20 protein-coding genes, 1 tRNA gene and 1 other RNA gene are annotated in these 26,041 nt (G+C 32.6%); 2 read left to right on the top strand and 20 right to left on the bottom strand.

From position 1 onward, the window contains the following. Positions 1-59: 59 nt before the first annotated feature. A complete protein-coding gene (locus ACYQ39_RS08310) occupies positions 60-1,229 on the top strand; it encodes a YibE/F family protein (RefSeq protein WP_459842045.1) in 1,170 nt (389 codons plus the stop codon). Positions 1,230-1,263: 34 nt separating this feature from the next. Here the strand turns inward: ACYQ39_RS08310 and ACYQ39_RS08305 are convergent, their stop codons facing one another. From ACYQ39_RS08305 to rhaB, 7 genes are all read right to left on the bottom strand, one after another. Further along, positions 1,264-3,201: a substrate-binding domain-containing protein gene (locus ACYQ39_RS08305; protein ID WP_459842044.1), complete on the bottom strand. Its 1,938-nt coding sequence runs from the start codon at positions 3,199-3,201 to the stop codon at positions 1,264-1,266. 95 nt (positions 3,202-3,296) lie between these two features. Continuing rightward, on the bottom strand, positions 3,297-4,451 hold the full coding sequence (locus tag ACYQ39_RS08300) for an iron-containing alcohol dehydrogenase (protein WP_459842042.1): 1,155 nt from the start codon (positions 4,449-4,451) through the stop codon (positions 3,297-3,299). A 107-nt stretch (positions 4,452-4,558) separates the two neighbouring features. After that, positions 4,559-4,873, bottom strand: coding sequence for an L-rhamnose mutarotase (gene rhaM / locus ACYQ39_RS08295; protein WP_459842040.1), 315 nt, complete (start codon positions 4,871-4,873; stop codon positions 4,559-4,561). Between the two features lie 13 nt (positions 4,874-4,886). Next, complete coding sequence (locus tag ACYQ39_RS08290; protein WP_459842038.1) at positions 4,887-6,638, bottom strand: purine-cytosine permease family protein; 1,752 nt, start codon at positions 6,636-6,638, stop codon at positions 4,887-4,889. Between the two features lie 137 nt (positions 6,639-6,775). Further along, entirely contained in the window at positions 6,776-7,600 is an 825-nt protein-coding gene (gene rhaD / locus ACYQ39_RS08285) for a rhamnulose-1-phosphate aldolase (RefSeq protein WP_459842035.1), read from the bottom strand. Positions 7,601-7,614: 14 nt separating this feature from the next. After that, on the bottom strand, positions 7,615-8,883 hold the full coding sequence (locus ACYQ39_RS08280; protein WP_459842033.1) for an L-rhamnose isomerase: 1,269 nt from the start codon (positions 8,881-8,883) through the stop codon (positions 7,615-7,617). 16 nt (positions 8,884-8,899) lie between these two features. Beyond that, positions 8,900-10,372, bottom strand: coding sequence for a rhamnulokinase (gene rhaB, locus ACYQ39_RS08275; RefSeq protein ID WP_459842031.1), 1,473 nt, complete (start codon positions 10,370-10,372; stop codon positions 8,900-8,902). Between the two features lie 507 nt (positions 10,373-10,879). Here rhaB and ACYQ39_RS08270 point away from each other — a divergent pair. Further along, complete coding sequence (locus tag ACYQ39_RS08270; protein ID WP_459842030.1) at positions 10,880-11,644, top strand: DeoR/GlpR family DNA-binding transcription regulator; 765 nt, start codon at positions 10,880-10,882, stop codon at positions 11,642-11,644. Positions 11,645-11,679: 35 nt separating this feature from the next. On the opposite strand, the gene ACYQ39_RS08265 is transcribed toward ACYQ39_RS08270, so the two are convergent. From ACYQ39_RS08265 to ACYQ39_RS08205, 13 genes are all read right to left on the bottom strand, one after another. After that, a complete protein-coding gene (locus ACYQ39_RS08265; protein ID WP_459842028.1) occupies positions 11,680-14,007 on the bottom strand; it encodes a glycoside hydrolase family 3 N-terminal domain-containing protein in 2,328 nt (775 codons plus the stop codon). Positions 14,008-14,050: 43 nt separating this feature from the next. Then, positions 14,051-15,280: a prolyl oligopeptidase family serine peptidase gene (locus ACYQ39_RS08260; protein WP_459842026.1), complete on the bottom strand. Its 1,230-nt coding sequence runs from the start codon at positions 15,278-15,280 to the stop codon at positions 14,051-14,053. A 232-nt stretch (positions 15,281-15,512) separates the two neighbouring features. Continuing rightward, positions 15,513-16,433 (bottom strand): thiamine pyrophosphate-dependent enzyme, encoded by a 921-nt coding sequence (locus ACYQ39_RS08255; protein ID WP_459842024.1) that lies wholly within the window; start codon positions 16,431-16,433, stop codon positions 15,513-15,515. Positions 16,434-16,445: 12 nt separating this feature from the next. After that, on the bottom strand, positions 16,446-17,627 hold the full coding sequence (locus ACYQ39_RS08250; protein ID WP_459842022.1) for a transketolase C-terminal domain-containing protein: 1,182 nt from the start codon (positions 17,625-17,627) through the stop codon (positions 16,446-16,448). Positions 17,628-17,654: 27 nt separating this feature from the next. Continuing rightward, positions 17,655-17,936 carry a pyruvate synthase subunit PorD gene (porD, locus tag ACYQ39_RS08245; protein WP_459842021.1) on the bottom strand — a complete coding sequence of 94 codons (282 nt, stop codon included), beginning with the start codon at positions 17,934-17,936 and terminating at the stop codon, positions 17,655-17,657. Next, on the bottom strand, positions 17,936-18,508 hold the full coding sequence (locus ACYQ39_RS08240) for a 2-oxoacid:acceptor oxidoreductase family protein (protein ID WP_459842019.1): 573 nt from the start codon (positions 18,506-18,508) through the stop codon (positions 17,936-17,938). The genes porD and ACYQ39_RS08240 overlap by 1 nt, the downstream gene beginning before the upstream one ends. Before the next feature lie 80 nt (positions 18,509-18,588). After that, positions 18,589-18,819, bottom strand: coding sequence for a DUF2508 family protein (locus ACYQ39_RS08235; RefSeq protein ID WP_459842017.1), 231 nt, complete (start codon positions 18,817-18,819; stop codon positions 18,589-18,591). Between the two features lie 166 nt (positions 18,820-18,985). Further along, the gene (gene nifJ, locus ACYQ39_RS08230) at positions 18,986-22,591 is read right to left on the bottom strand and encodes a pyruvate:ferredoxin (flavodoxin) oxidoreductase (protein ID WP_459842015.1); all 3,606 of its coding nucleotides are present in this window, start codon (positions 22,589-22,591) and stop codon (positions 18,986-18,988) included. A 170-nt stretch (positions 22,592-22,761) separates the two neighbouring features. Then, on the bottom strand, positions 22,762-23,367 hold the full coding sequence (gene recR / locus ACYQ39_RS08225) for a recombination mediator RecR (protein WP_459842013.1): 606 nt from the start codon (positions 23,365-23,367) through the stop codon (positions 22,762-22,764). Positions 23,368-23,379: 12 nt separating this feature from the next. After that, positions 23,380-23,688 (bottom strand): YbaB/EbfC family nucleoid-associated protein, encoded by a 309-nt coding sequence (locus tag ACYQ39_RS08220; RefSeq protein ID WP_459842011.1) that lies wholly within the window; start codon positions 23,686-23,688, stop codon positions 23,380-23,382. Between the two features lie 29 nt (positions 23,689-23,717). Next, positions 23,718-25,427 carry a DNA polymerase III subunit gamma/tau gene (gene dnaX / locus ACYQ39_RS08215; protein ID WP_459842010.1) on the bottom strand — a complete coding sequence of 570 codons (1,710 nt, stop codon included), beginning with the start codon at positions 25,425-25,427 and terminating at the stop codon, positions 23,718-23,720. 117 nt (positions 25,428-25,544) lie between these two features. Next, an RNA gene (ffs, locus tag ACYQ39_RS08210) (signal recognition particle sRNA large type) lies at positions 25,545-25,807 on the bottom strand. Positions 25,808-25,949: 142 nt separating this feature from the next. Beyond that, positions 25,950-26,041: transfer RNA gene (locus tag ACYQ39_RS08205), tRNA-Ser, on the bottom strand.

The raw sequence follows: 26,041 nt of genomic DNA, 5'->3' as shown, positions 1-26,041 counted from the left end.
CGGCTATTTCTTCATTTAATTTAAAGCTGAAATTAAAACAAAACTTGAGGTGAATAAGTATGTATAACATAAAAAAAGAAAACTCACTTCCTCTAATAATTATTATTCTCCTATTATTATTAATTACTGGACTAATAATAAATAACAATAATCCTTCTGAAGTTAAAGCTATTATACTTAAAACAGACAATAGTAATGTAATGCAAGCTGGAATGACTAGAATAGGCAATCAGTATTTAAAGGTCAAAATTATCACAGGAAGATATAAAGGAAGTAAAGTAAAAGCAACCAATAACTTAAAAGGAAAGATGAATATAGATGATTACTATCAATCAGGTGATAAAATAGTTCTTGCTTTAACAGAAGAAAAGAAACAGATTACAGATGCTAAAGCTATTAGTCTCTATCGTCAAAATCAACAAGCATTACTATTTGGACTATTTGTTATACTATTATTATTATATGCACGTTATACTGGGATTAAAGCCCTATTCTCTTTTATATCCAGTTTATATGTTATCTGGAATTTTTTAATTCCTGGTCTATTACAAGGCTATCAACCATTACTGCTGTCTGCAGTAATATTAATCTTACTGACAGCAATTATCGTCTTTTCAGTAGCCGGTTTAAATAAAAAAGGATTATCAGCCTTTACTGGAACTGTTTCTGGATTACTAGTTACAGTTGGAATTACTATATTTTTTGGTAATCAATTAGGTCTACAAGGAATGACAGCACCCTTTGCCCAAACACTAGTCTTTAGTGGTCATCTAAATCTAAATATGAAACATATATTTTATGCTTCTATTGTTATTGGAGCTTCAGGAGCTGCTATGGATATTGCAATGGATGTTGCAGCTTCCATGTATGAAATAAAGCTAAAGAAACCGGGGATAGAAATGAAAGAGTTGGTCCAATCAGGTTTTAATGTTGGAAAAGCTGTAATAGGTACAATGACTACTACTCTGTTATTGGCTTATTCTGGGGGATACTTGACTTTATTAATGCTCTTTACCACTAAGCATTCCAGTTTTAACAGAATGATTAACTTTAAAATAGTTTCAGCAGAGATACTCAGAACTGTAACTGGCAGCATTGGATTGGTATTAGTAGCTCCTATTACTGCTATCTTTGCTGGTTGGCTTTATTCTATAGAAGAAAGTCAAATATTTAACTTTAAATTTATCCAGAAATTTAAAAGTTCAATTCAAAGTTTGACTTCTAAATAAAAAAGGAGCCAACCTTTAAAAGTTGGCCCTTCTTTTAGAATTTTCCTTCATATATATCAATATTATCTTTATTTACTTCAAAAGTACCTGTTTCTTTATAATCAGGAAACTCATCATCTTCAATTGCATTAACTAAATATCTAACAGCCAAATCACCCCAAAGAAATGATCTCTGCCCTATAGCAGCATCTATTGTTCCATTCTTAATATCTAAAACTATTTGATTTGTAAAATCAAAAGTAATAATTTTCTTATCTATATTAAATTTTTGAAAATAATTAGCATAATGGATTCCCCAGTCTATATTACTTGCAAATATAAGATCTATCTTAGGATGCTTATTTAGCATTTTTTCAATAATTTTTTCAGCATTTTTGCTAGTAGTATTAGAAGGAATCTCAGCAGTTATCACATTAATATTTGAATCATTAGACATTTTATCTATAAATCCATTTACTCTATTATTGATAACTTCCATATCTAAATCGTTCCACTCACCAATAACTATATTTCCTCTATTATTAAGAATACGTTTAGCTACTTCTGCGGCATGCCTTCCACCTTGATATCCATCTGTATCAATAAGACTTGAGTTATTTATATTATCAATGTCTGTATTTATAAAAACTACCTCTATCCCTTTATCTATTATAGTTTTAATTTTTTTAATAACCTGCTTATCTTTTAAGGGACTAATTGCTATCCCATCAAAATCTTCTTCAATTACTTTATCTAAAATATCTATTTGCTCTGATACACAGGTTGTCCGATCTGTAGGAGCAAAGAAACTTAAATTAACATTATATTTTATTGCTGCTTTTTCTGCTTCCTTCTTCATAGATTCCCAAAAATCATTTTCAAAATCTATAACTACTGCAATATTTGCCTGTGAACTATCTTTCTCATTGTTAGTAATTTGGTTATCATTGCCTTCTAGTTCTTCTAGTTCACTATTTAGCTTTTGAGACATATCTTGTAAAAAATCTATATTATTATTTTGTCTCATAGTTAAAGAAGAAACTTCCTGAGTTGTAGCAGCTGTTTTGTGAGATACTAAATTAACATTCTCTATTGCCTGATTTAAGTTATTTTTCTTTTCTCTTAATTTACAAAATTCATCATAAAATATATTCTGCTCATTAACAAAATCAGTAATAAAATTCTCAATCTTATTAAATGCTTCATTTGAAGTTTTAATTGAATCATTTTGCTTTATAGAATATTGTTGTGAATCATCAATCATTTCATCAATTTTTTTTAATCTTTTATAAATCTTATTGATTATAGAGCTAATATTTTTATTGGCTTCCTTACTCCTTTGAGATAATCCCCTTATTTCATCTGCTACTACAGCAAATCCCTTACCTGATTTATTGGCTCTTGCAGCTTCTATTGAGGCATTTAATGCTAACATATTTGTTTGATCATAAAAATCTTCCACCATTTTAATTATTTTCTCTATATTTTTAACTTCCTTAAATAAAATATCTATCTCTAAAAGTATATTACTAAAAACACTTTTAAATTTATCATTTGTTTCTACTACTTCATCAATGCTTTTACTTCCTCTGATACTAATCTCTTTCATTCTATTAGATTTTTCAATTAACTCTGATGATTTTCTTAATAATTCTTCAACTTTTGCAATAAAACTATTTGATATTTGATAACATTTTTCTATTTCTAAACTTTGTTTATCTGCTCCTTGAGCAATAAATTCTGACGCTTCAAATATTTCATCTGAGGCAGACATAATATCTTTAATTGAAAAACTTAATCTCTTTGCTACTGATAATATCTCATTTAAATTACTTGTTTCTTTTTTATTTATTTTTACTAGACCATAAGTTATGTATATTAAAATTACTATTATTAAAACCAAATATGGTATTTCTTCATTAATAAATTTCACGATCACTAAAGATAACATTAAAAATATATTAAGTAGAAATATATTTATTAAATCATTCATTCTTTTCACACCTTCATTTCTTATTTTATAAAACTAAATATAAATAAAACCCCAGTCTAAAAGAATCTGACTGAGGTTTTAAATTTAACTCATTATTACATTGCATTTTTATAAATTTCAATCGTCTCTTCAAGAGTTACTTCTCGAGGATTAGTACCTTTACAAACATCTTCCAGTGCATTTTTAGACATTTTCTCTAGGTCTTCTGCTTTAACTCCTAACCCCTCTAATCCACTTGGAATCCCAATATCTTCAGCTAATTCTTCAATGGCTTCTAAGGCTAATTCATTAGCTTCTTCTGTTGTTAAGCCATTTACTTCTTCTCCTAATGCTTTAGCTACATCTCTTAATTTATCACCAGTATTATTAGAATTAAATCGCTCTACATGTGGTAATAAGACTGCATTACAAACACCATGTGGTAAATCATATATTCCTCCTAATTGATGAGCCATAGAATGAACATATCCTAAACCACAATTATTAAAGGCCATTCCTGCAATATAGGAAGCATAAGCCATCTTACTCCTTGCTTCAACATCTTCTCCATCCTTAACAGCATCTCTTAATGACTCTCCAATTAACTCAATTGCTTCTAAAGCTAAAGTATCTGATAGTCTAAAAGCACCAGTTGAGACATAAGCTTCTACTGCATGAGTTAAAGCATCCATACCTGTTGCTGCAGTTAAAGTTTCTGGTTTCTCCACCATCAATTCTGGATCACTTACTGCTACTGTAGCTAAACAATTTTTATCTACCATTACCATTTTAATCTGAGTTTCTTCATTAGTAATTACATAGTTAATAGTTACTTCACTAGCAGTCCCCGCTGTAGTATTAATAGCTATAATTGGAATTGATTTTTCTTCAGATTTATTTACTCCATCATAATCTTTGATATCTCCTCCATTAGCAGCCAAGATTCCTATTCCTTTTGCTGCATCTTGGGGAGATCCTCCCCCGAGAGAAATTATACAATCACAATTATTCTCTTCTAGTACCTTTAATCCATCATTAACATTTTTAGTCGTTGGATTAGGCTGTACTTCATCAAAAACAACATATTCTATGTTATCTTTTTCTAATACATCAACTACTTTATCTACAATATCTATTTCATTTAGTACCTCATCCGTTACTATTAATGCTTTAGTTAATCCTAATGACTTAATTTCTTCTCCTACATCTTCTAATGCACCTGGGCCAATTAACGCCGTTGATGGCCATTGTAACTTTCTAGTTTCTAACATATTTTTCCTCCTAATTTAAGTTGAATTTAACAGGTGAAATTATAATACTTATAAAAACAATCTTACCTCTCACCTGCTAAAATAAAATCTAGTTTTTCTTAACTCTATTAATCAAGATGAAATACCAATTCCAAATTCTTTGATTTAGGACTATTATCAGGATTAGTAGGCATAATATCCTTCATATAAGTCCACCATTTCTGACAAATTTCTGTTTCAGATGACTTGGCCCATTTCTCTTCATCTTCTATCTCAAGATACGCAAATAATTTACTTGTTTCCTCATCTAGAAAGATAGAATAATTATCTGCACCATATTCTTTCAACATGTCTACCATTTCTGGCCAAATTTCATCATGTCTTTTCTTATACTCTTCATGTGCATCCTGATCAACTTTCATAATAAAAGCCTTTCTTAGCATGCTATTTACCTCCTTATCCATTATCTTTATCTAGCTGATCCTTCTTTCTCATCCATATAGTTCCAAATATAAAATATAATATAGTTGGTACTAAAGCATAATTTTTATAGAATGAATAGCTTAATTTATAATCATTACTTAAAAATACTTGAATTGCCATTACTACAAGAGCAAATAAACTTCCTCCAGCTATAACTCCAGTTATATAATATGAAACATCTCTATTAACTTTTTCTCCTACTTCATTTTCCTTCTCTAATTTAGCTTCTCTTCTTTGTCTTTCTTCTATCTTTCTTAATCTTTCTAAATCTTTTTCCTTTTCTTTTGGATAATCTTCTTTAGCTCCAGCATTACCAGCCAAAACAATATAAGCAATAGTAGTTACTATCCAAGTTGGAATTAATAAAAAGAAGGAATGAAGAAAACCTAAATTATCCATAGTAAGAGCAAATAGAACTCCTATTATCCAACTGATTAAAGCTGGAACATTTAATTCATTACCTTTATAATGTGACCAGTATCTTGTATATCCTATCTTAGGAAAAATCCAATGTTCTGTAAATATAACAGTTCCTACAGGAACTAAAAGTAATCCCATGTAACTAATAAAACCAGATAACTTTGTAAAGACAAAAGGAAAACAAGCAATTACAGTTACTAAGATACCTGTTATTAACGTAACTGTTTCTCTTGAATATTTATCAAAGATAGATTGAAATGCTAATCCTGCTCTATATATTGTTGGATTAGAAGTAGTCCAACCAGCAATAATAACAGCTAGAATACCAACTACTCCTAATGACTGATATGCTACTGCGCCAGCATCTAAATTTATAATTGAAGTATTTAGGACTAGTGCTGCTCCTGCCCCCATAATACCTGCACAAATCCAAGCTAAGTAATGTCCAAAGAACATTCCAAAAGCTGAAAGAAAACCATACTTATAAGTTTTAGCATATCTTAAGATAGTCATATCACTTAAACCACCGTGCATGGCCAAATTACAAATCCACGCAAAAGCAACTACATGCCAAAAGCCCATTGGAGATTCTCCACTCGGGTTAGAACCTGTCCAAATAGATTTATCAGCTAGTTTTACAAAATCTGCAAAACCAGAAAGTCCAGTTACTCCATCTGTTAAATTAATTACCTGTGGTAGAGCAACTAATGCTCCACTAACAAACATAACTAATAGCCAAGGTGAACAAACAGTAGCAAATTGAGCTAATCCATCAAAACCTAATATAGCTATTGCAGTAATTACAGCCCCTACTGCTAAAGCTACTAAAACAAAAGCTACACTTGTTGGATACCAATTAGTCTGAGGAGGTATATCAAATAATATTCTAACTGCTGAAGCTGATACTGTGATCATTGAACCACCTAAAACACAAAACAAGATAGCATTAACCACATTATAAATTTTTGTCATTGAAGGCCCAGCAATTTTCTTTAAATATTCATATAATGTAAGCCTTGTATCTGTAGCTATAGGTGCACATACAAAAGTCCACGTAAGGACTGCTAATAAATTTCCAATTATTAATCCCCAAATAACATCAAAAGTACTTACACCCCAAGCAACAAATGTTGCCCCAATTACAAACTCTGTTCCTGCCACGTGTTCTCCTGAGAATAATCCCCAAAAGTGTTTCCACCCTTTTAACTTATGCTCTGGAACTGGTTCTTGCTCATACTCATTACTACTTATACTTTGATCTTCTACCTGTACATCTGGATCACTAATTTCAATATTTTCACTCATCATAATCCTCCTTTTATCTTAATATTAAGAAAATTATTAACATTACAATGCTCTAGTATTAAAATTAGTGAGAGCTATTTTGAAATTACTCCCACTAATTCAATTAATACTCTTGTTAAATAAACCTTAGAAAAATATTAATCTAAAATACCATCCATCGGTTCTACCTCAAATCTGTCAGCTAAATCTTTGAACTCTGCATCTGTAATTCCTTGTTTGTCTCCTCCCATTGATTTAACCTTAACTAAAATTTCTGCTGCCTTCTCTGCTGTATCAATTAAACCAAATGCCTCATCTAAAGTCTTACCAGTGCCAAAAATACCATGATAGGGCCAAAGAACCATTTGATGTTTCTTCATTAATTTTGCTGTTTCTTCTCCTATTTCATCTGTTCCTGGTACTAACCAAGATAAAACTCCAATCCCATCTGGAAATACCACTAGACATTCTGTACTCATCTTCCATAATTCTTTAGTAACTACTTTTGAATCTAACTCTAATACATAACTTAAAGCAATTAGATTTGTGGCATGAGTATGCATCACTACTCTATTTTGATTATCTGTTACTTCCATTCTAGCTATATGACTTAAGAGGTGAGCTGGAAATTCACTTGTAGGTTTTCCCCCATCTGTGAAACCCCAGATTATTTCATAATTCTCCCCTGTTTCATCTATTTTAACAATACCTAAATTTTCTTCAGGCTTAATACTTATATTTCTAAAATACTTTCCAGAACCAGTTACTAAAAATAATTCATCTGCCAACTCAGGTAAAGATCTAAATAATTTATGACTTCTAACTGATTTACTTAAATCTAAATAATTACTTACTTCTTCTTTTTTTAATCTATAACTTACATTTCCTCCATTTCTCTCATCCCAACCCTTTAACCACATATCCTTTGTTACCTTTATCATCTCTTGTAAAAAATCGGTTTCTCTTATACTCTTATTAGGCATAAGTCTCCTCCTTATTAACTTCTAATTGATAATACTTCACTCTCATACTCTTCTACTTCTTTAAGCCAATCTTTTCTAACTGGTACATTATTCTTAAGACAATAATAATCCCATACAGCTCCAATAGGATAAGTCTTAAGCTCCTCTACTAATGCTAACCTAGATGTATAATCCATCTCTGTTTCTATATCCTTTAACTTATCTGTTGGCTCTAACATTGCTATTAATAAAGCTTTAATAGTATTTCTCATTCCAATCACCCAAGCTGCTACTCTATTAATGCTAGCATCAAAGAAATCAAGTCCAATATGAACTCTATCTAGAAAATCATTTCTTACTATCTCTTGAGCAACCTTTTGAACTTCATTATTTAGAGCTACTACATGATCACTATCCCATCTAACTGGTCTAGTTATATGAAGTAATATCTCATCTAGATATAATAATGAGGAAGAAATTTTATCATAAACCTCTTCGGTAGCATGAAAATGTCCTGTATCAAGACATAATAACTTATTATTCTCTAGAGCATAACCTAGATAAAAATCATAAGAACCAGTTACATAAGATTCAGAACCTATTCCAAATAGCTTACTTTCTACCGAGTCTAGATTATATTCAGGGTCTACTTCAACTTCAAATATCTGATCTAATGAGTCTTTTAATCTCTGTCTTGGCGCTAGTCTATCTACCGGAGTATCTTTATAACCATCTGGAATCCAAATATTAGTTACTGCAGGTGTTCCTAGTTCCTTACCAAAATATTCACCTATCTTTCTAGAGGCAATACAATGTTCTATCCAAAATTCTCTTACTTCCTCATCAGGATGACTTAATGTAAATCCATCGTCACTCATAGAATGAGAAAAACAAGTTGGATTAAAATCAAGACCTAGGTCATTCTCTTTGGCCCACTCAACCCAATTTTTAAAATACTTAGGCTTGATTTCATTTCTCTCTACTTCCTCACCATCTGTTTCAGCATAAATCGCATGAAGATTAACCCGATGATTACCTGGGATTAAAGATAAGCCTTTCTCTAAATCATTTCTTAATTCTTCTGGAGTTCTAGCTTTACCTGGATAATTACCAGTCACATCTATTCCTCCTGTTAACTCCTGATCAGAACTCTCAAAGCCTGTAATATCATCCCCTTGCCAACAAGGCACAGAAATAGAAATTTGATCTAATTTATCTAATATTTCATCTGTATCTATACCTAATTCTGAGTACTGCCTCTTTGCTATTGCATAAGCATGTTTAATAGATTCTTCTGTTGCCATTATAATCTTCCCCCTTTTAATTTTGTAATTCTATAAATTTATCCCAAAAACTCTCAATATTTTTTTGTGATCCTTGTGGACTATAACTCTTTATTTCAAATGAATTCCTTACTATTTCCCTTGCTTCAGCAAGAGAATCAATATATCCTAAAGACATAAATTGAACTAACAGATTTCCTATTGCTGTTGATTCTATTGGTCCAGCTTCCACTACTAGTCCAGTAGCATTAGCAGTTAATTGATTTAAAAATTCATTTTGAACTCCACCACCAATAATATTAATCTTATCTATTGATTTAGAAGTAGTCTCTTTTAATTCTTCTAAAACCTGTCTATATTGAAAGGCTAAACTTTCAAAAATACATCTTGCCAACTCACCTGCAGTTGTTGGAATTCCTTGTCCTGATTCTTCACAATAATTTTGTATTGTTTCAATCATACTATCAGGATTTAGGAATCTATTATCATTAGGATTAATTAAAAACTTAAATGATTCTTCTGCTTTAGCTAATTCTACTAACTCATCAAAGTCATACTTATCATTAAGTTCTTTCTTTACTTCTTGAATTAGCCATAAACCCATTATATTCTTAAGAAATCTATTAGTATCATAGGCTCCACCTTCATTAGTAAAATTATATTCTAAGGCAGTTTCTGTACAAATAGGTTCATTAGTCTCTACTCCCATTAATGACCAAGTTCCAGAACTAATATAAGCATAGTTTACTGAAGTAGCAGGAACTGCCACAATAGATGAACCAGTATCATGTGTTGCTGGAGCAATAACTTTTAAATCATTTAGATTTATATCTATTTCTTCTTTAAGTTCTCCAATTACTGTCCCAGGCTCTATTGGATTATTAAATAATTCCTTACCTATTTCTAATTCTGATAATAACTTTTCATCCCATTTATTTTCAGTTACATTAAATAATTGAGTAGTAGTGACATTAGTATACTCTGTAGTCTTATTGCCAGTTAACAGATAATTAAAGTAATCGGGGATTAAAAGTAATGTCTCTGCTGATTCTAATAATTTTGAATCTAACTTTTTCAAGGCATATAATTGGTACAAAGTATTAAATTGTAAAAATTGAATCCCTGTTCTCTTATATATCTCTGATTTAGGCAGAAGATTAAAAAAATCTTCCATTAAACCATCTGTTCTATGTGATCTATAAGATACTGTATTTCCTAGAACATCACCTTTAGAATCAAGTAATACAAAATCAACCCCCCAAGTATCTATTCCTATACTCATAGGCTTTGTATTATTAGTTTTACTTTTTTTAATTCCAACTAAAATTTGATTATAGAGCTTATCAAGCTCCCAACAGTAATGTTTATTTCCTTTTCTATCTTCTTTCTCTATAATCTGATTCTTAAATCTGTGCATTTCTTTTAAATTAATTTTATTATTATCTAAATTCCCTTCTATTAATCTACCACTAGAAGCTCCAATATCTACTGCTAAACATGATATTCTCATATTATACCTCCCTCTAATTAATATAAAAAAATTAATTCAAATAAAAAATATTAACTACAAAAAATAAGAGCCCATTCATATTTCATAGAAAATATGAGTGGACTCTTATAATTAGAAAAGTTATAAACTTATATCCATGTATTATTAAATAATGTTATGGTTATCTTCTTATGAGTTTATTATAAATTTGTTATCTTCTTGAATTAATTAAGTTATAAGAAAAAATAGTTATACTATTATATTAATATGATATTATTTTTGGAAACAAAATATTAAACTTTTGTTTTTTCTTGTTATCTTTATTTTAATATACAAAACCACTGATGTCAAGGGTTTGATTTATAAAAATAGCATAGTTCTACAACAAAAATCTTTGTTTTGTTTTGAAATCAAAAATAAACTATTGATTTCAGCCTAAATAAGAATAATCATATCATTAAAATTGGTTTCTTCCAACAATTATGTTATAATAAAAAAAGATATTCAAGAATTAGAGGAGAGATATTAATGATTGCTGAAGAAAGAAGAAAAGAAATAATTAAAATATTAAATAAAAGAAATTTTGTAAAAGTATCAGAATTAAGTGAGATTTTTAGTGTCACTAAAGAAACAATACGTTCAGACTTAAATAAATTAGAAAATAGAGAGTTATTAGAAAGAACTCATGGAGGAGCATTTTCTATAAATCCAGCAAATGAACTAAAGTTTAATATAAGAAAAAGAAAAAACGAAGAGGAAAAAAAAGAAATTGCTAAAAAAGCACAAGAATTTATTAAGAATGGAGATACTCTTTTTATAGATGCCAGTACTACGTCTTTATTTTTAGCCAAGGAATTAATTGGTTTTAAGGATATTACAGTTATAACTAATTCAAATCCAATAGTATCTGAACTATCAAAGAATGAAGAAATTTCTGTTATTTGTACAGGTGGGTCATTAAGAAGAAATTCACTTTCTTTTGTTGGGCCTTTGACAAATCAAACAATACAAAACTATTATGCTAATAAAGTTTTTCTCTCCTGTAAAGGAGTATCTATTGAAAACGGAGCTACAGAAGTTAATGAATTAGAAAATCAAATTAAATCTAATATGGTTAAAAGATCAAATAAAACAATTATTTTAGCCAAACATACTGCTTTTAATGAAATTGGACTATCACAATTTGCTTCAATAGATGAAATAGACAAAATCATAACTAGCTCCTTAATTGATAAGTCAATTATAAAGAAATTTAAGAAAACAAAAAAAGAAATTATTATAGCAAATAAATAAAGAAGACCAAATATATATTTGGTCTTCTTTATTTATTACTTATAAGATGGTGTCAATTCAGTTTTAGGTTTCAAAACATCATTAACTTTTTCTACTATTAAGTCCTGATTTAATTTAAAAGAAACTTTTTTTCTAATATCTCTTGATGAAGCACCAATTCTGACTTCATACTGACCTGTTTCTGCCCTCCAAGCATCATCTGACCAAACAGAGTCACCATTGATAAAAGATGCTAGATCTTTAGCATCAATCTTAAAAGTTACTGTTTGGGTTTCAGATGGTTTTAATAATCTAGTTTTAGCAAATCCTTTTAACTCCTGAACCGGCTTATTAACTTCATTAGCTGGAGCATTTAAATATAATTGTGCTACTTCTTTTCCTGCAACATCACCAGTATTTGTTATATTAACAGTTACTGTCATTTCATCCTTAAAAGTATTAGAACTAAGTCTCAAATTGCTATATTTAAAATCGGTATATGATAAACCATAACCAAACTCATAAGCTGGCTTAACATTGAATTTATCATAATATCTATATCCTACATAAATTCCTTCTTCATAAAACACCTTAGTTGGATTTTGTGAATCATTCCCAGGAAAATTATCTGCTGATGGTACATCACTATATTCCATTGGGAAAGTAGTTGCAAGTTTTCCAGATGGATTCACTGCCCCTGATAGTACATCTGCTACAGCATATCCCGCTTCTTGTCCTGGTTGCCAAGCCAATAAAATACTATCTACTTGATCTCTCCAACTAGCAACTTCCATAACACCACCAATATTAAGAACTACCACTACTTTCTTTCCAGCTTTATGATAAGTTGATGAAACTCTAGATATCATCTTCTTTTCCTTATTAGTTAAAAGAAAATCGCCTTCTTTATTTTTCCGATCAGCATTTTCACCAGAATTTCTTGCTATTACAATTACTCCTACTTCAGTATTATCAACTACTGTTTTTAACTCTCTCTTTTTAAGTGGCTTTTCTGGGATTCTAGGTTTTTGAGCAAAGAAGTTTTTAGGGTCTTTTTGGTATTCTTTTAGCCCCCTTAATTTAGTTACATAATCTCTATACCTATTTAATAAACCTTGGTCTAGATTAAAATATTCATTTAAACCTTGAGCAATGGAAATAGTATATGCACTATGAACATCACCACTTCCTGTTCCACCTTTGACTGTTTCTACCTGTCCATTACCAAACAAGCCTATCTTAGAATTATTACTTAATGGTAAAACACTTTCTTTATTCTTTAAAAGTATCATTCCTTCTGTTGCAGCTTTCCGAGCTAATTTGGCATCTGATTTAAGTGGTGGATTATTAGAATAATCATAATCTTTAAAGTTTGGTGTTTTAATTACTACCTTCAATATCCTTTTTACATTTCTATTTAATACTTTCTCATTTAGTTCTCCACTTTTCACAGCATTTATTATTGCTTTAGATTGACTAGGTACTCCAGGCATTAGTAAATCATTACCAGCCTTCATTTGAGCAACTACATCAGATACCTCTTTGTCAATAGCTCTTAAACTACTATAACCACCAAACCAATCAGACATTACAAAACCTTTAAACCCCCATTCTTCTCGCAAAATTGTTGTTAATAATTCTCTATTAGTTGATGTATAACTACCATTAAGTTTATTATATGAACTCATCACTGCCCACGGCTGTGATTCTTTAACTGCTACTTCAAAACCACGTAAATAAATCTCTCGTAAAGCTCTTTGTGATACCACTGCATTAACACCTAATCGATTTGTCTCCTGATTATTTGCTACAAAATGTTTAATTGTTGCTCCTATTCCTTTAGATTGAACACCATTAACAACCGCTGCAGCCATTTCACCTGATATTAATGGATCTTCTGAATAATATTCAAAATTTCTTCCAGTCAATGGGTTTCTATGTATATTCATCGCTGGGGCCAACCACATATCTACACCATATTCTTTTACTTCAGTACCAATTGCCTCTCCAACTTTGTTAGCCAAATCAGTATTCCAACTAGATGCAATTGATGTTGCCATAGGAAATGCTGTAGCATAAAATTTCTGCCCTGTCTTCTTTCTAGTAGGATCAATCCTAAGTCCTGCTGGGCCATCTGCCAAAACAACAGAAGCAATTTCTAAACGAGAAACTCCATTAATAGTTCCTGCTGCTCCTGGTACAGCAGATCCCTCTGTTGACATTCCTGGACCAACTAAAATTGATACCTTCTCTTCTAAAGTCATTTCTCGCACAACTTCATCAATTGATTCTTCATCTGTCAATTTCTCCTCAGCAGAAACTACTCCTCCAACCAATGTAAAAGTCATCAAAACTACTAACAAAACAACACTTTTCTTAAACATTTATTAAAACCTCCTTATTAACATAAGTTATTCATTAATGCTATTACTTACTTTGCTTAAATAACCAATCAATCATTTTTTGGTTTTGTAGAGCTGGAACCCAGGCAAAATGTCCACTTGGTTTTACAGTTCCTGACTCATATTCAGTATATTTAATAGAGGTTCCTCCTAAAGATCTAATAGCAGCAACTCCATCTCTACTATATCTAACATCAACTAGTGGATCATCTTCAGAGTGAAATACCCAGATTGGTATATTTTTAATTAGTTTTAACCTTGAATTATCTGATAAAGGTTGATAATCCTGATTAATGGAATTATTAGAAATATCAGGTATACCACATATTGGAACTGCTGCTGCAAATAAATCTGGGTTCTCCTCGATTATATGCCAAGTTCCTATTCCACCATTAGACATACCTACTACATAAATACGATCAGTATCTATAGAATAATTATTTATAGTCTCTTTAAGCAACTTTATCACCATACTATAAGTTGGCTCTTCAGTCCAATAATAGCTTAACTCCCCTTTTATTGGAACTTGCGGTGCTAATATATAAGCAGGACTTTTCTCTTGTTGCTCTGGTCTTGCCCAGACTACTGCTCCTTCATTTCCTAGAAGTTGCATAGAATTATCATTACCTCTCTCTCCTGAACCATGTAAGAATAGTATAAGAGGATATTCTTTATTTGATTTTATTTTAGGTTCAAAAAAACGATATTTTAATTTATTTCCCTTAGAATCTTTATAAACAGATCTTTTAAAGTTATCAACAACTGGAGTTATCTCTTTACTATGAACTATCTTTTCTTCTGAAGTTTCAAATACTATACCATCTTCTGTCTTTATGTCTCTTGATAAACTTATATAATATTTAAGGTTCTTTCTAATATTTTGAAATTTTTCTGCATTAAATTTAAAGGTAGTTGCATTCTTATCTTTAGGATCTAATTCAATTATTAAATATCTGCCAGATTTAGATTTCTCAGCTATTGATGGAGAGTCATTAGAATAAATTTTAGTTATTGTTCTCTCTTTAAATTCACCATTTACTATCGTTTCTACCTTGAATGCATCTTTTGGTAATTTCAAACCACTAATCTTAGTACCAAGATCTAAAGCAATGGCATATCCTACCTCTCCATATGGAAGTACCTTAGTAATCAAGGTTACATCTGAACTTGACAACTGATCTACTTTACAGCCACTAACAACTAATAAAGATAACAATAAAATAATAAATATCAACATAGAACCTTTATCTAACATATTTTCTCTCCTTAATATTAATTAATCTATATTATTATAGTTAAAAATTGGTATACACCAAGACTAATAATAAAAAATATATTTCAGCTCCCTGGTACATACCAACCCAAACAATAAAAAATTCACTTGTCTAGATTGTGACAACCCATTTTAATAATATTATAACTAAATTAGTTATAACTGTCAATTGATCTAAAGCCAACCCTTTAAAAGGGTTGGCTTTAATAAGGACTTACTCTTCATCACAACGTTTAAGTAGTTGTTCCCAACGTTTATCAGTATGCTTTTGGATCTCTTCTATTACCGTTTCATTTCCTTGTTCAAATAAATGCTTGAAACGACCTTGTGGCTTTAACCAAGCTTCAATATCTTTCTTTTCACTTGGCTTATAGTTTAAATTCCACTCACCATTTTCAACTTCGTATAATGGCCAAGAGCAAGTTTCTGAAGCAATCTTAGTTAATTCAATACCCTGCTCAGCTCTACTTCTCCAACCACGTGGACAAGTAGCTAATACATTAAGAAAAGCTGGTCCATCAACTTCAAAAGCTTTCTTAGCCTTCTTAATTAAATCTTGTGGCTTCCATGGAGCTGTCTGAGCAACATATGGAATTCCATGGGCAGCCATAATATCAGTTATTTCCTTACGATACTCCTCTTTACCTGGAATTACTTCACCAGATGGAGAGGTTGTAGTATTTGCTCCTTTAGGTGTTGCACTAGATCGCTGAATACCAGTATTCATATAAGCACCATTATCGTAACAGACATATACCATATCGTGACCACGTTCCATGGCTCCAGATAAAGATTGTAATCCTATATCATATGTCCCACCATCACCACCAAAGGCAATAAAGTCATAATCTTCATCTATCTTCCCTTGTTTCTTCAATGCACGATAAGCAGCTTCAGATCCACTGATTGTAGCAGCAACATTCTCAAATGCATTATGAATAAAAGAATCTTCCCAAGCTGTATAAGGGTAAATAGTAGTAGAAACCTCTAAACAACCTGTAGCACATCCTACAACTGCTGGATTATCACTAGCATTCATAATCAGTCTAGTCACTGGTCCAGCAACACAACCAGAACATAATCTATGTCCCCCACTTAGTCTATTTCCTTTACTAGCAACTTCTTTTAAATCCATTAATCACACCTCCTATTCTCGTACACCAATATGGTTGATTCTATTTTCAACCTGACCAGTTTCAACAATTTCTTGTAAGTCATTATAGACATCTTCAACCTTTTTAACCTTAATGTCTCGCCCACCTAGACCATAAATATAATTAACTGCTTCAACATCAGCATTAACATCATAAAGAGCAGCTCTAACATCAGCAAAGGCTGGGCCACCAGTTGTAGAGAATGTCTCTGCTCTATCCATTACAGCCACTGCTTTGAGATGATTTAGAGCTTCAGCAATCTCTTCAGCAGGGAATGGACGGAATAATCTAATCTTTAATAGACCAGCTTTAACCCCTTGCTCTCTTAAGTTATTTACTGCAGCTTTAGCAGTTCCAGTAGTAGAACCTAAAGCAACAACAGCAACTTCAGCATCATCTAACTTATATTCTTCAAACAAACTATACTCTCTACCAGTTAATTCTTTATACTCTTCAGCAATCTCTAATACAGCATCTTTTACATTTCTAGTAGCTGCAACTTGCTGCATTTTATGTTCATAATAAAAGTCCTGTAAATCTAATGGTCCTACAGTAATTGGATTATCAGAATCTAGTAAAGTATGTTCAGGATCATATTCACCCACAAAATTCTGTACATCTTCATCAGCTAATAACTCTACATCTTCTACTGCGTGACTGATAATAAAACCATCCATATTCACCATAGCTGGTAACATAACATCTTCTTTCTCAGCAATTCTAACAGCTTGGATAGCATTATCATAGGCTTCCTGAGCATTTTCAGCAAATAGCTGAATCCAGCCAGAATCACGAGCACCCATAGCATCACTATGATCACAGTGGATATTAATTGGCCCACTTAAGGCACGATTAACAACTGGCATTACAATTGGTAAGCGAGTGCCAGAAGCAATATAAAGTACCTCCCACATCAAAGCTAATCCATTAGCAGCAGTAGCAGTCATTGCACGACCACCAGCTGCAGAAGCACCTACAGTGGCACTCATAGCACTATGTTCACTTTCTACAGTAACATATTCCGTATCTACTTTTCCATCAGCTACAAATTGAGAAAATATCTGCACAATTGCAGTCTGAGGAGTAATTGGATAAGCACAAACAGCATCTGGATTAATCTGACGCATTGCTTGAGCTACAATCTCATTACCAGTTAAGGCAACTTTTTTAGACATATTTAATTAATTCCTCCTTTCAAGTTCTTATTCATCATCCATCTCAATAGCATTTACTGGACATTCATAAGCGCAAATCCCACAACCTTTACAGTGATCATAGTCATAACCTGTTACTTCACCATTTTCAGATACAACAGCAGAATCTGGACAGAAAATCCAGCAAAAATGACAGTTAATACACTTATCATTATCTAATATTGGTCTCTTAGTCCTCCAACCACCTGTTTTGTAACTATTAGCATTACCAGCATCTAGGATTAAACCACCCTTAGGGATATCTTTGTATCCATCTCCTTCTTTAACCATTACTGTGCCACCTCCTTATAAGCCCGTTCAATTGCTGCAAGATTTTTATCAACAACTTCAGGCTTATGAGCAAACTTCTTCTCAAGTTCAACTTTAACTTGCTCTAAGAAATTATCAAAAGGTAACAGTCCCGTAGCTTGTATTAGTGCGCCTAACATAGGTGTATTAGGATAGGGACGTCCAATTTCTTCATCAGCTACACCATATGCATCTATTGTCCATACATCACCATTAAATTCTATTTCTTCCTTGATGGTAGCTGCATCTTCTTTAGTATTAACTACAACTATTCCATCCTCCGGAACACCTTCAGTTATATCTACAACTTCTAACAATGTTGGGTCTAATACACTGACAATACTAGGTTCTGTTACCTGACAATGAACTGTAATATCATCACCACTAATTCTGTTATAAGCTAATACTGGAGCACCCATTCGTTCAGGACCGTACTCAGGAAATGCTTGAATATGTTTACCAGTTTTAGCTGCTACCTTCCCTAATAGAATAGAAGCAGTCTTTGCACCTTGTCCACCTCTACCATGCCAACGAATTTCAGTTAAACTTGCCATATATCTTCCTCCTTTCTTTTTGTATAATGTCTTTTTCAATATAAATATATACAGTTTGAATAAATATAATAATTTTTAAATTAATTTTTTATATCTTTTTTCTTCTTTAATAAATATGTATGTTTACTCTCTGCTGCCTTCAATAGATAGATAGCATGATCAATCAAATCTGGATCAGATACAGAATCAAAATATTTTTTAGCATTATTGAACTCTTCTCGTGCTTCTATTATCTCTTCCTCTAAATCCTTATCTACCCTCGCAGAAAAATTATAATTATTTAACACTCTATCTGTTATTTCAAAAGTCATAATATCATTACCTCCATTTTTCTATAGAGTGATATTTATTGATAGTATATACCTATTAAATAGAAAATATTAGTCAATATCCCTTGGGGAAAAATAAAATTATAATCTACCTATAAAAAAAAGCAGTGGGTATATACCCACTGCTTTAATAAATCTAAAGTGAAATTTATTCTTTTGTAGCTGCTACCTCATCTTCAGCCTGCTTTGCATTAGAATCTGCATCAGAATCTAAGGAATAGTCCATTGCAGCATAACGCTGATACATCTTCCAACGCTCTTTAGCTTGCTCCTTATTAGCCTGAAGCAACTCATCAGCTTCCTCTGAATTAATCTTCTCTAATTGAGAGTAACGTCTTTCACTCATTAAGAAGTCATGATACTGATCCCATTTAGGATCTTTACAATCTATCTGGAATGGATTCTCACCTTCTTCAGCTAAAGAAGGATCAAATCTAAATGTTGGCCAGTATCCACATTCTGTAGCTAATTTAGCTTGTCTTTGAGCATTAGCTAATCCACCTTTCACCCTGTGATTGATACATGGTGAATAAGCAATTATAAGTGATGGTCCTTCATGAGCTTCAGCTTCAATCATAGCTTTTAATACTTGAGATTGGTTTGCACCATGAGAAACTTGAGCTACATATACATCACCATAAGTCATAGCCATAGCAGCTAGATCTTTCTTCTTACCTGACTTACCAGAAGCAGTAAATTTAGCAATAGAACCAGCTTGAGAGGCTTTAGAAGACTGTCCACCTGTATTAGAATAAACTTGTGTATCTACTACTAAAATATTAACATCTTCGCCACTAGCAAGTACATGATCTACTCCACCATAACCGATATCATAAGCCCAACCGTCTCCACCGATCATCCAGTTAGACTGCTTTACAATATAATCTTTTAGATTTAATAATTCTTTAGCTTCTTGACAAGAGCTATCTTCTAATGCAGAAACTAATTTAGCTTTTAACTGCTTAGTTTTAGCTCCACTATTACGGTTTTCAATCCATTCATTAAATAAGTCTTTTAATTCAGACTCTACTTCATCCATTGTGTTAAGCATAATGTTTTCCATTCTATCACGAATAGTTTCAGAAGCAACTCTCATACCGAATCCAAACTCAGCATTATCTTCAAATAATGAATTTGCCCAAGCTGGACCTCGACCATCATCATCTTTAGTAAATGGAGTTGCTGGATAAGAACCACCATAGATTGAAGAACATCCTGTTGCATTAGCAATTGTCATTCTATCTCCAAATAATTGAGAGGCTAATTTAACATATGGAGTTTCTCCACAACCAGCACAAGCTCCAGAGAATTCAAATAATGGCTTAGCAAACTGTGAAGCTTTAACATTAGTAGCTGATGATAGATCATCTTTATATGTTACTTCATTATACATATATTCAGTATTCTCTGCTTCACCAGCATCAATAGATTCTTTAAATGGAACCATCTCTAATGCCTTTTCTGGAGCAGGACATACATTAGCACAATTTCCACATCCAGTACAATCTAGAGGTGAAACTTGTAGGCGATATTCTACTCCTTCTGGTCCTTTACCAAGTGGCTCAATAGTTTCAATTCCTTCAGGAGCATTCTCTCTCTCTTCTTCATCCATTAAGAATGGTCTAATTGCTGCATGAGGACAGACGAAAGAACATTGGTTACATTGGATACAATTATCTTCTTTCCATTCTGGAACAGAGTTAGCAATACCACGTTTTTCATAAGCAGCAGTACCATTGATCATTGTACCATCTGCATAATCTTCAAATACAGAAACTGGTAGGTCATATCCTTCAATTGCATTGATTGGCTTAGCAATATTCTTCACAAAGTCTGGACAATTTTCACATTCTTTATCTTCCTCTATAACAGTTTCATCTGCTTCTAAGTCAGCCCAAGCAGGATCAACTGAAATCTCTACTAAACCTTCAGCACCTTTATCAATAGCTTCCCAGTTCATTTCTACAATCTCTTTACCTTTACGTCCATATGCCTTTTCAGCATATTCCTTCATTAGCTTTTGAGCTTTATCATAAGGCATGATCTGCTCATTTAACTTAAAGAATGCAGACTGCATAATAGTATTTGTACGATGTCCTAATCCAATTTCTTCAGCTAAAGTAAGAGCATCAATAATATAGAACTTAGCCTCTTTTTCAGCTAATTTCTTCTTAACACTATTAGGCATGTCTTCTACAATCTCTTCAGCGTCAGAAACTGTATTTAATAAGAATGTTCCTCCTTGACTTAAACCACCTAACATATCATATTTACCTAAATATGAATCAGTGGAACAAGCTACAAAATCTGGATTAGATACTAAGTAAGTAGAACGAATTGGATCTGGGCCAAATCTTAAGTTAGAACGAGTTACTCCACCTGACTTCTTAGAGTCATAGGCAAAATAACCTTGCGCATATAAATCAGTACTGTCACCAATAATCTTAATTGTGTTCTTATTAGCACCTACAGTACCATCTGAACCTAAACCAAAGAATAATGCCTCTGTAACTTCATCAGATAATACATTAACCTCTTCTTCAACAGGTAAAGATAAGTTAGTTACATCATCTTCAATACCAATTGTGAAGTTATCTTTAGCCTCTCCTGCTAAGTTATCATAAACAGAAATAATTTGAGCTGGAGTAGTATCCTTAGAAGATAATCCATAACGTCCGCCAACAATTGTCGGTGCATCTTCTTTATCGTAGAAGATTGATTTAACATCTAAGTATAATGGTTCTCCCTCAGAACCAGATTCTTTTGTTCTATCTAGCACAGAGATTCTTTCAACAGTCTCTGGTAATTGATCAAAGAAGTACTTAGCACTAAATGGACGATATAAGTGAACAGTCATTAAACCTACTTTACGTCCTTGGTCTACTAAGTAATCAACCGTTTCTTCAATAGTTTCAGTTACTGATCCCATTGCAACAATAATGTCAGTTGCATCTTCTGCACCATAATATACAAATGGAGCATAGTCTCGACCAGTCACTTCAGAAATTTCATCCATATAATCTGCAACAATATCAGGTAATTCATTATAATATTTATTTTGAGCTTCTCGTGCCTGGAAGTATACATCGTCATTTTGAGCTGAACCACGAGTTACTGGGTGTTCAGGATTTAAAGCATTATCTCTAAACTCTTGTACAGCTTCTCTATCTAATAAACGATCGTATACATCATAATCCATAACTTCAACTTTTTGAATTTCATGAGAAGTACGGAATCCATCAAAGTAATGGATAAATGGTAAACTTCCGTCAATTGCAGCTAAGTGAGCAACTCCACCTAGATCCATAACTTCTTGTACTGATCCACTTGCTAACATAGCACAACCAGTTTGACGAGCAGCCATTACATCTTGGTGATCACCAAAGATTGATAAGGCTTGTGTAGCTATTGATCTAGAAGCCACATGAGCAACTCCTGGTAATAGCTCTCCAGCTATCTTATATAAGTTAGGCACCTTTAATAATAAACCTTGAGAAGCAGTATAAGTAGTAGTTAACGCACCAGCTTGTAAAGAACCATGTACCGTACCAGCAGCTCCTGCCTCAGACTGCATTTCTACAACATTAACAGGCATTCCAAATAAGTTTTCTTTACCTTCTGAAGCCCATAAATCAACATACTCTGCCATCGGAGATGATGGTGTGATAGGATAAATACCAGCTACTTCAGTAAATGGATAAGACGTATATGCAGCAGCTTGGTTTCCATCCATAGTTTTCATTTCTTTTGTCATTTTTTTCCCTCCCATTTAAAATATGATATTCCAAAATCTACTCATTTTTCAGTATACTATAATTACTACTAGTAGTCAACTATCCTAATTTTCAGACAATTTTATAATAATATAGTTACAAAAAATAAAAAAGACCAGATACTGCAAAAACAGTTCTGGTCTAATAAGTATTAGATTTCCTGTCTTCCTTCTAAAGCTTTCGATAAAGTAACTTCATCAGCATACTCTAAGTCGCCACCTACTGGTAGACCATGAGCAATTCTTGTTACCTTCACCTCAAGAGGCTTTAAAAGTTTAGAGATATACATTGCTGTTGCTTCTCCTTCAACGTTAGGATCAGAAGCTAAAATAATCTCTTTAACTTCTTGATCATCATCTTTAATTCGCTCTAATAAACCTTTTATATTTATATCCTCTGGGCCAACTCCATCCATAGGCGAGATAGAACCATGCAATACATGGTATAATCCTTTATACTCACCAGTCTTTTCCATAGCCACAATATCTTCTACTTTTTCTACAACACAGATAGTAGCCTGCTCCCGTTTAGGATCACTACAGATAGAACAGGGATCAGATTCTGTTAAGTTATGGCATACAGAACAATAAATTAAGTTCTCCTGCACATTCTTAATAGATGTAGCTAAATCATCAGCTGCTGTTCCATCCATCTTTAAGATGTAAAAAGCTAACCTCTGTGCTGTCTTAGTTCCAATACCTGGTAGCTTGGTTAGTTGACCAATTAATTTAGATAATGGCTGTGCATAATAGTCCATCACTTACGCTCCTTAAAACATACCTGGAATATTCATACCACCAGTTACTTTACCCATTTCTTGATTTACCTTCTCTTGCATTTTTCTCATTGCTTCATTAGTAGCTGCCATAATTAAATCCTCTAACATTTCTGCATCATCTGGATCTACAGCATCTGGTTCAATATCAATATTTACAACTTCTTGCTCACCGTTAACTGTAACAGTTACTACTCCACCTCCAGCAGATGCATCCATTTTCTCTTTAGCTAATTCTTCTTGCATCTTAGTCATCTTACTTTGCATCTTCTGAGCTTGTTTCATCATTTTTTGCATATCCATAGTTATCTCCTCCTTAAAGATTATTAAGGTTAGTCTACAGAATCAACCTGTACAATTTCACCATCAAAAATTTCTATTGCTTCTTTAACCACAGGGTGGTCATGAATCTCTTTCTTCTTATCTTGCTTTTGATTTTGCTCCTTGTTATTACTTCTAGAAAAATTATACTTAACCTGCAAATGAACTCCTAAAAATTTCTTTAGTATCTTAACTAAAGTATCTTTTCCTTTCTTTAAAGTACTTCTATAAAAACCACTATCATTTTTTAAACTAATAACCAACTTATTATTCTCTAAACTAGTTAAACTAGTATTATGTTTTAAAACAGAATGAAGGGTCATTATCTGTTGTGACTTTAAGTAATCTAATATTTGATCCCACTGACTTCTAATCTGTTCTAAAGTAACCTCTGAATCACTTTCTACTACTTCTACCTCTTCTTTTTGATTAGAAACACTTGCAGAACTATTATCTTCTTTCTTTTCAGTTGTATTCTCTTCAATAGTAACTTTATTCTCCTGAGAAGATCGAGTAGTAGTAACTTGACTGATTTCTCTTTTTTCTGTACCTCTATTCTCATCTACTCTTCCCTCTTCTATCACTTCTTCTAATCTAGTTATCCGATCTAATAAGGTATTCAGTGATTTATCCTCATTACGCTTAATCAGCTTAACTGTGCCCATCTCTAATACAATTCTAGGCTGAGTAGTCTGTTTAAGCTTATAATCCAACTCATTCAATATCTCAATCCATCGTAAGAGTTGAGATATTCTTATCTTACTAGCTTGTTCTCTCAATCTTTCTTTAGTATCTTCAGCCAAATCAACTAATTTATCAGCTTCACTACATTCTTTAATTAATAGCAAATTTCGTAGATGATAAATTAAATCATTAATGAATTGTTTAATATCCTTACCTTGTTCAACTACTTCTGTTACCAACTGCAGACCAGTTTCTACATCTTGTTGGTTCATAACCTCAGTTAAATTAAATAGAACTTCTCTACCAACCATTCCTAAAACTGCTGCTACATCATCTAAAATAATCTCTTGACCGCTAAAAGAGATGGTCTGATCTAAAATACTGATTGCATCTCTCATTCCACCTTCTGCATTGCGAGCAATAGTCGTTAAAGAAGTTGAAGAGTAATCAATCTCCTCTTGCTGACAAATATAGGCTAATCGTTTCTTAATATCAGGAATAGATAATCGAGTAAAATCAAACCGTTGGCATCTAGACAGAATAGTTGGTAATAACTTATGAGGTTCAGTAGTAGCTAAAATAAATATAACATACTCTGGTGGTTCCTCTAAAGTTTTCAATAAAGCATTAAAAGCCTCTGTAGTTAACATATGTACTTCATCTATAATGTATACTTTATAATCTCCTTCAGTAGGAGAAAACTTGACTTTTTCTCTTAATTCTCTAATTTCATCAATACCACGATTAGAGGCAGCATCAATCTCAATCATATCAATTGAATTGTTATTAGTAATCTTACTACATGATTCACACTGATTACAAGGCTCTGTAGTTGGCCCTTTTTCACAATTTAAAGCTTTAGATAAAATTTTAGCTGTACTTGTCTTACCTGTTCCTCTTGGCCCACAGAATAGATAAGCATGAGCAATTCTATCCATCTCAATAGCATTCTTTAACGTCTTAACTACATTTCGCTGACCAGCAATATCCGAAAAACTTTGTGGCCGCCATTTTCGGTATAATGAAACATAGGCCATATTATATATTACCTCCATCATTATAAATTTCCTCAGATATAATTAGACTCTCTTACTAGCCACATTATAATATAAAAAAGAGAAATTGATAAACAATTTCTCTAAAAATACTAAAGGTCGTGCATCTACTCTCACCTATTACTTCCAAGCGTTACTTAAACAGTTAACTCGGACCAGGTACCCCTACGGCACACGAAGACATTTGCTTACCGCTGCTTCCTTCCGGATCTGACGGGATTCACAAGGCTTCGTTGCGTAGGACCCAATCGTCAACGCCACTTATCTAAGCCAGACCTTACAAGTGATAGGCTAAAGTAGACTTCAACCCCGCTAAGCGGATTGCGGGTTATAGGGTACCGCTACCCCCCTGTTTAGCACGACCAAATTTATATAAAGGCTTTCACCTTCATTACTATTTCATTTTCACTAATTTAAATTATAGCATAGAATTCAAATTAAGTCAACAACCATTTTATACCAATTAAAGGTAAAACAAAAGAAGTTCTTCAATTAATGAGTCAATGGCGGAGAGGGAGGGATTTGAACCCTCGAAGGGCGTAAACCCTTACTCGCTTTCCAGGCGAGCTCCTTAAGCCAGACTCGGACACCTCTCC

This window comes from Halanaerocella petrolearia, assembly GCF_054657875.1.
The sequence above is the reverse complement of the archived record's forward strand: the minus strand, read 5'-3'. Positions and strand labels throughout refer to the sequence as shown.